We start from the raw sequence: 6,884 nt of genomic DNA, 5'->3' as shown, positions 1-6,884 counted from the left end.
GTAGGAGCCGGCTTGCCGGCGAAGGGGCCTGTGAGATCGCCTTCGCTGGCAAGCCAGCGCCTACAGCTTGTCCTCCAGGACCTGGTTCAGTACGGCGCCGTCGATGCTCAGGGTCGCGGTGTTGAGCATGCCTTCCAGGTAGGCCTTGGCGATCTGCTCCTGGCGCTGGGCGCGCAGGGCCTGGGTCAGGCGATCACGCAGTTCGTCCAGGCTGGCAGTGCGCGCCGGTTGCTGTTCGGTGAGCTTGAGCACGTGGAAACCCGCCGCGCTCTGCACCACCTCAGAGACACCACCGACCTTGAGCCGGGCCACGGTGCTACGCACCTCAGGCACCAGTTGCTGCAAAGGTTGCAGCCCCGAGTCACCGCCGTGCTGGGCGCTGTCGCGGTCCTGGGAATACTGCGCCGCCAAGGCGGCAAACTCACCCGGCGCGGCCTGGGCCTTGCGGCTCAGTTCCTGCGCTTGGCGGCGTACCTGCTCGGCTGCCTGAGGATCGGCGACGCCCAGGAAGATCTGGCTGACCCGGTACAACGGCGGGGTCATCCACGCCGCCTTGCCGCTGTCATAGGCCTGCTGCAGTTCGGCGGCGCTGGGGTAGTCCGACGGCACCTGGCTGACCGACTGCAGGTAGTCGCGAAACACGATCTGCTCGGTGGCGGCGCGGGTCTGCTGCTCCACCTCCGGGCGCTGGCGCCAACCCTGGGCATCGGCCTGTTCCAGCACGGCCTTTTCTGCCAAACGTGAACGTATCCAGGCTTCCAGGGCCGGGCGGTTGCCACGCAATTGCCCCCGGGATTCCTCGGGCAGGCTGGCAAACAAGCTCTTGAGCTCCTCGGCCGCCACCTGCTGATTGCCCAGGCGCGCCACGGCGGGCGTAGACGCCACTTGTTGTTGCAGCAGGGTCGGGGCCGGCTGCTGCGCCGCCACCGGGTCATTGCCCGGGCGCAGGGCCAGGCCCAACGCCAGGCCGAGCAAGCTCAGTGCCCCGGCACCGACCACCAGCAGGCGGCGTGAAAACTGCTGCGTTCGGCAGTACTGCGTTAAAAACAGGCTCGAAATGCTCATTTAGGCCCCTAAACTCCGCTTTCTCGCCTGTTTTTGCCTTGTCCTGCCTTCACTTGCGACGTTTTCACGCCGCCTGAATAGGGTGGGCTTTTTCACAGGGTGGCCGCCTCTTCCTGGGGTTGGCTTTGCGGCGCCTGGGGCTGCTCGGCCTGGGCCTGCAACTGGGCCGCCTGCTGGCTGTATTCACGCAGGTAGACGATGAACTCCTGCAGCAACCGATCCCACAGTTCCAGCTGGCTGCGCAGGTGAGTCTCGCCGACCCCGGCCACCACCACGTCCATCTCCATCACCAGGAATTCGCCCTGCAGCGACAGCCGGGCAAAGCGCCGTGAGGCGTTCCACAGTTCCGCCAGCCCCGCCGGCAGCTCGCCCTGCACCCGCAAGGCGCAGCTGTAGGTGAAGTCCACGTAGTGCCCGGCTTCGCTGCCCGGGTTGCCGAAACGCACGGCGTAGCCGATGCCCTGGCTGGCGCTGAGCAGTTGCACGATGCCGTTCTGTTCGGTCTGGTTGACCCGGTAGCCGGCGCCTTGCAGCAGGTCGGTGAGGCTTTCGGTGGTGACGCTGGTAATCAAAGTCATGGTCATCTCTTCCCTGGTGATCAGTGGGTGCTCGCCGCCCGGGGGGCGTCGAACTGGGTCTGGTAAAGCTCGTCGCCAAAGCCCTGGGCCAGTTCCTCGAACTTGACCCGGGCGCTGCCGGCGAAGGGCTGGCGGATTTTCACCAGCTCAGCCACATCGATTTTTTCGTAGGCCGCCAGAATCTGTTTGGCGATGCCGTACATCTGCTGATTCTTGACCGCACATTGCTGCACTTGTGTGTCACGTTCGCTCAATTGCGCCTGCAATTTCGCCCGCTCGGCTTCCTTGCCCCGGGCCAGCACCAACAGGTCCTCGTAGGCTTTCTTGAACTTGCCCAACTGCTCGCTGCTGGCCGCCGCCTGGGCTTGGGCCTGGCTTTGCAGGTTCTGCTGCTGGCCGACCAGTTGCTCGGCCACGCCGCGGGTCTTGGCCAGCTCGGCCGTCAGTTGCTTGACCTCGGCCTGGGCTTGCTTGGCCGCGTTCTCGGCGGCGATCCGCGCCGCCGCAGCCTGGGCCTGCTCGCTTTGCAGGGCCTGCAACTGCTGGGTGGTGCTGCGCAACTGGGTGCGCAGGCGCTCCTCCATGCCTTCGGCGCTAGCGCTGGCGCTGGCCAGCACGCCCCAGGCCACTAACAGGCTGACCGCCCCTGCCCTCGCTCGGCTGTTCATAACCTTCCTCCCTGCACTTAGAAGCGCGTGTTGAGTTCAAGCTGCATCACGTCGACTTCATAACGCGGCCCGTAGACTTCCGAGGCGCTCATGTAGCGGGCCGTGGCGTAGATGTTCTTGTCGATGCCGTAGTTGCCGCCGACGAAATAGCCCTTGGCGTTGGTGCCGCCCAGATGGAACGAGGAATCGTTGAAACCGTCGGGCAAGGCATCGGGCTGGATGTACTTGTAGCCAGCCAGCAGGTTCCAGTCGCCGGACTTCTTCATCTCCAGGGCGTTGCCCAGGGTGAACTGCACCATCAGCGCATTGCCGCCGCTTTCGAACTGGCCCTGGCTGTTGATGTTGTTGACGATCTCGCCCTCGCTGCGCTTGAGCATCTCGCCCTTGTCGTAGGCCAGGTTGCGAATGAAGTTGGTCTGGCTGCGCAGGCGCAGGTCGTCCGGCAATTCGGTGTCCCAGGCCAGGTTCAGGTCGAGCACGTCGAACTTCGAGGCCAGGCCCACGAACTGCGGCTGCGGGGTCAGGCCCGGCGTGGCCGGGTTGGGGGTGATGTCGCGCAGCAGGAACACGCTGTTGCCCTTCTGCATGAAGGCGACCCGCGAGCCATCGGTGTCGCAGCCCGGGGCCCCGGCCCAGGGCGCGCAAGGGCTGGAGCGCTGGCCCTCGATGTCGTCGAAGCGGTAGTAGGCCAGGGCGCCCTTGAGGCTGTTGCTGCGGTTGATCTTCCAGTTGGCGCCGACCTGCCCGCCGAACAGCCACTTGGTGTCGCTCTCGTTCTTGTCGAAACCGTTGCTGGTGGCGGTGTCGTTGGTGTACTCCACCGGGAAGGCGCCGAGGGTGCCGAACAGGCCCCAGTCGCTGCTCAGCTTGTGGTTGAAGATCGCCGCCACGCCGTCGAAGTTGAGGTCGTTGGAGTACAGCATGTCGGTTGCATAGAACGGGTTGGCGATCCGCCCTCCGGTCAGGGTCAGGTCCTGGGTGGCCTTCCAGGTCAGGTAGCCCTGGTCGAGCCAGATGTCCTTCTTGCCGAAGCCGCCGCCCAGGGTCTGGGTGGTGGACACCGGATTGTTGTCCGAGCCGGTGCCGATGCGGATGCCGGCGGTCCATTCCGGCGAGATCACCGCCTTCATCCCCAGGCGTGCCCGCAGGCGGAACAGGTTGTCGCGGTCCTCGCGGCTGTTGAGCAGCGGCGGCAGCTTGCTGTTGGTGTCCTTGTTGACGTCGTAGGGGCCGTTGTCGTTGAGCTTGGCGTAGTCGACGATCTCGTTGCTGTTGTTGTCGGCAAAGAACCGCGACTCCAGGCGCAGGCGGATGTCACCGTCAAAGCTGATGCGCGAGACCCAGTCCGGGAAGGTGTTGGGCTGGGCCCAGTTTTCCTGCTTGGCGGTGGCCATGACCTCGGCCTTGACCTGATCGCGGATCTGCTCGCGGACGATGGCCGGCACGTACTGCACCCGCACATCACCGGGGGCCGCAGCGGGGCCGGTTGCCGCCACGGCGGTGGCGGCGCGGGCCTGCTGGGCCTCTTTCTCGGCCTGGGCGATCAGGCCGTCGGCCTGCTCCTGCTTCAATACCCCCTGCTGCACCAACAGACGGATCAGGTTGATCGTGGCGTTCTCCGAAGGCGCGGCGGCAGCCGCGGCCTGTCCGGCCAGGGTCAGGGCGACCATGCCGAGCGCCAGGGTCAATCGATTCACGGTGGAAATCATCTGCACACAACTCCTGTAGAAACTGCAAATAGGGGTTCGCTCATTCCGGACGCCGGCCCTTGAGGGACAGGCGCACCGGCAAGGTCAGGGAGGCCGGCATGCGCTCTTTCAGGCGCGGCGTGGCCCGCAGAGCCGCCAGCACCTGCTGGTCGGTCTCGGGGTTGCCACTGGAGCCGGCCAGCTCGGCGCGGGTCACCTGCCCGTCGGCGCCCAGCCACAGGTCCACCTGCAGCGCATAAGCCTTCTTGCGCAGCTCCGGGTCCTCGCGCAGCGCACGCTGGAAGGTCGCCGCCAGGTACTGCTTGTAGGTGCCGGTGCCCAACCCGCCGCCACCGGCGCCGGCCATGCCGCCGCCCTTGCCGGCACCGACGTTGAAACCGTCGTTGCCGGACTGGGCATCGCCGTCGATCTGCATCGGGTTGGCCAGATCGTCCGCCGGCGATGGTGGTGCTTCCTCCTCCGGCTTGACCTCCTCGGGGGTGGGCGTGGGTTCGGGTTCCGGGATCTTTTCTTCCACCGGCTCCGGCTCCTTGGGTTTTTCCGGCGGCGGTGGCGGCGTTTCCGGAGGCGGCGGCAGCGGGATGATGGTTGGCACTTTGGGCGCCTCCCGGCGCACCCCGGCCATGTCATTGGCCCACTGCCACAAAAACCAGGCGGCCACGGCCCCCAGCAGCAATCCGGCGCCCCACTTCAGCAGCTGCACGGCTCGCGGTTTGTTCTGCACCGGAGGCAGTTCGATGGGTTGTTGTGCAGTCATGGCTCAGCCCTGGCTCGGTTTGCCGGTGACCAGGCCGACCTGGGACAACTCCAGGCGGCGCAGCAGGTCGAGGACTTCGATGACCTTCTGGTACTGCACCGTGGCATCGCCACGGACGATGATCGGGAAGTCCGGGTTCTGCGCTTTCTCGATGCGCAGGCGCTCTTCCAGCTCGCCCAGGGTCACCGGGTAGGCATCGAGAAACACCTGACCGCCGTCGTTCACCGAAATGGCCTTGGTCTTGGCCTCGGACAGCGACACCGAGGCGCTGGCCTTGGGCAGGTGGATCTGGATGCCCGAAACCTGGGCGGTGGCGGTGAGGATGAACATCACCAGCACCACCATCAGCACGTCCACCAGGGGCGTGATGTTGATGCTGTCGACGGCGGCATCGTCTTCGTCGTCATGGGAGGCGTTCACGGAAGCCATGGCAGTTCTCCTCAGGCCGGAACCGACGTGTTGCTGTGACTGACCCGCCAGTGGGCGTTCTCGCTGTGCTGGCTCTCGCCATGCAGCTCCGCCAACCGGGTGATGAACTCGTCGACGAACACCCGCATGTCGGCGCCGACCTCCTTATTGCGGGTGATCAGGCGGTTGTAGCCAAACAGCGCCGGAATCGCGACGAACAGGCCCATGGCGGTGGCCAGCAAGGCCGCGGCCATGCCCGGGGCGATGGCGTTGATGTTGACGTCACCAGCCATGGCGGTGCCGAGGAACACCACCATGATCCCCAGCACCGTGCCCAACAGGCCGATGTAGGGGCCGCCGGCAATGGCGTTGGACAGGGTCGAGAGCTTGGAACTCAGCTGCTGGTTTTCCCGGGTGCGCACGCCATCCATGGAGCAGCGGATGGCCTCGATGGTGGCCGCCGACACCGACGAGGTATCGGCGCCCTGCTCGCGGCGGGTGCGGATCTCTTTCACCGCCACCAGGTACAGGCGCCACAGCGAGGAATGCTCCAGGCGACTGGCCAGGACTTGATCGTCGGCGAACATCTCCAGGCGGGTGCCGACCTTGGCGAACTGCTCGCGGAACAGCGCATTGGCAGCGCTGACCCGGCTGACCATGCGGTTCTTGCGCAGCATGATCACCCAGGACTGGATCATCATCCCCACCAGCACCAGGATGATCACCCAGGCATCCACCGGCACCGCCTTGAGCAGGAAACCCAGGCTGCCGAAACCGAAGCCCGACTGTTCTTCATCGACGCCGTAGACCACCAGCTTCGACTCGGCGCCCTGGGCGCTGGCATCGGCCAGGATCAGCGCCGCCGGACGCGCCACCTTGGACAGGCGCAGCTCGTCCAGGGCCCCGGTGAACGGCTGGAAGTGGCTGGCCTCGACCCCGGCGGCCGCCGGCAAATCGGCACCGATGGCCAATGGCGAATTGAAAGTGGGAATGGCCTGGGCCAGGCTCGCGGTCTCGCGGCCATTGACGTACAGCGCCAGCCGGCTGCCCTCGCCGCTCAGGGCCAGGTGCTGCCACTGCCCCGGGTTCAGCGGTTGGGTGGAGGCGGCGCGCTGGCCGTCCACTTCAACAAAGGGCATGCCCTGGTTGATGCCGATCAGCAGGCTGCCGGCACCTTCGCGGCGAGCCAGCAGCAATTGTTCGCCGCTGGCCTGGTCCAGGCGCACCCAGGCGCTGAAGGTGAAGGCGCCGCCGGCGTTGTGCTGCAGCGACGGGCTGGCCGGCAGCAGCAGCGGCTGGCCGCTGAACTGCAGGGCCCGGCCGATCACCCCGTCGATCGCCGCGCCGGTGGCGTTCTGCGCGGTGTTGCCGTAGGCGGTGGTGTCTTTCGCCGGCGTACCGTTGCTGCCGTCGAAGTGGTAGATCGCGGTGTAGCTGGGGTCGAAGGTCAGTTGGCCATTGGCCGTGCTCGGGGCCTTCTGGTTGCCGTAGTACATCCAGATGTCCTGGCGCTGGCCGCCTTCGACCTTGGGCACATCGACCCAGATCAACGCCATACCCATCAGCGGGTCGAAGCTTTCGATCTGGTGGTTGAGCAGGGTCTTGTCATCGGCGGCGACAAAGCGCAGGTCGGCGCCGTCTTCCTTGACCCCGTCGAAAGTGAAGTTGCCGGTGTGCAGGCGCACCAGCAGCGCGGTGC

Annotated in this window: 7 protein-coding genes; all 7 read right to left on the bottom strand. The window is 66.1% G+C overall.

What is annotated here, in order from left to right; all coding sequences use genetic code 11:
* Nucleotides 1-60: 60 nt before the first annotated feature.
* Nucleotides 61-1,065, bottom strand: a complete 1,005-nt coding sequence (locus BLX41_RS20765) for a peptidylprolyl isomerase (RefSeq protein WP_259745045.1) — start codon at nt 1,063-1,065, stop codon at nt 61-63.
* Nucleotides 1,066-1,157: 92 nt separating this feature from the next.
* Nucleotides 1,158-1,643, bottom strand: coding sequence for a YbjN domain-containing protein (locus BLX41_RS20760; protein ID WP_123726395.1), 486 nt, complete (start codon nt 1,641-1,643; stop codon nt 1,158-1,160).
* Nucleotides 1,644-1,663: 20 nt separating this feature from the next.
* Nucleotides 1,664-2,311, bottom strand: a complete 648-nt coding sequence (locus BLX41_RS20755; RefSeq protein ID WP_123726394.1) for a DNA repair protein — start codon at nt 2,309-2,311, stop codon at nt 1,664-1,666.
* 17 nt (nt 2,312-2,328) lie between these two features.
* Nucleotides 2,329-4,020 (bottom strand): putative porin, encoded by a 1,692-nt coding sequence (locus BLX41_RS20750; RefSeq protein ID WP_123726393.1) that lies wholly within the window; start codon nt 4,018-4,020, stop codon nt 2,329-2,331.
* Nucleotides 4,021-4,060: 40 nt separating this feature from the next.
* Nucleotides 4,061-4,777, bottom strand: a complete 717-nt coding sequence (locus BLX41_RS20745; RefSeq protein WP_102879159.1) for an energy transducer TonB family protein — start codon at nt 4,775-4,777, stop codon at nt 4,061-4,063.
* A 3-nt stretch (nt 4,778-4,780) separates the two neighbouring features.
* On the bottom strand, nt 4,781-5,206 hold the full coding sequence (locus tag BLX41_RS20740) for an ExbD/TolR family protein (protein WP_011061113.1): 426 nt from the start codon (nt 5,204-5,206) through the stop codon (nt 4,781-4,783).
* Between the two features lie 11 nt (nt 5,207-5,217).
* Nucleotides 5,218-6,884: DUF2341 domain-containing protein (locus BLX41_RS20735; RefSeq protein ID WP_259745044.1), on the bottom strand; the 1,667-nt coding region annotated here is incomplete at its 5' end.

The sequence above is a fragment of the Pseudomonas protegens genome (assembly GCF_003732485.1).
Lineage (GTDB): Bacteria > Pseudomonadota > Gammaproteobacteria > Pseudomonadales > Pseudomonadaceae > Aquipseudomonas > Aquipseudomonas protegens_B.
The sequence above is the reverse complement of the archived record's forward strand: the minus strand, read 5'-3'. Positions and strand labels throughout refer to the sequence as shown.